Source organism: Cellulomonas bogoriensis 69B4 = DSM 16987 (genome assembly GCF_000767165.1).
GTDB lineage: Bacteria > Actinomycetota > Actinomycetes > Actinomycetales > Cellulomonadaceae > Actinotalea > Actinotalea bogoriensis.
Genome location: NZ_AXCZ01000440.1, coordinates 1 through 558, shown reverse-complemented (window position 1 = coordinate 558; position 558 = coordinate 1). Strand labels below are relative to the sequence as shown.

At 73.3% G+C, this 558-nt stretch carries 1 protein-coding gene; it reads left to right on the top strand.

Annotated elements, in window-relative coordinates; translation table 11 throughout:
* Window positions 1-558, top strand: a 558-nt coding sequence (locus N869_RS15910) for a GAF domain-containing protein (protein WP_198026119.1), incomplete at both ends; no start/stop codon positions are given.

The following is a 558-nucleotide window of genomic DNA, read 5'->3' as shown; positions in this document are numbered from 1 at the left end:
TGGTGGCCGAGCGCCTCCTGGACGAGTCCCTCGAGCCCTACCTGGGCCTGCACTACCCGGCCTCCGACGTGCCCGCCCAGGCCCGTGCCCTCTACGTGCAGCGGCGCTCCCGGATGATCGTGTCCAGCACCTACGACCCCGCCCTGCTGGTCCCACCGCTGAATCCGCTGACGTCCGAGCCGAACGACCTGTCGCAGTCCGAGCTGCGCAGCGTCTCCCCCCACCACCTCACCTACATGCGGAACATGGGCGTGGGCGGCTCCCTGTCGGTGTCCCTGGTCACCGACGGTGAGCTCGTCGGCATGATCTCCTGCAACAACGGCACCCCGCGGCACGTGCCCTACCTGCTGCGCCGGGCGTGCGAGCTGCTCGGCCAGCAGGTCGCCCTGCAGCTCGACGCCCTGGGCCGGACCGCCGCGCTCGAGGCCCGGCTGCGACGCCAGCAGGTCCGGGCCGACCTCGTGGAGCAGGCCGTGGTGACCCGCGACCTGTCCGGGGGACTGGCCGCCGGGCCCGTCACCGTCCTGGACCTGGTCCGCGCCCGCGGTGCGGTGGTCC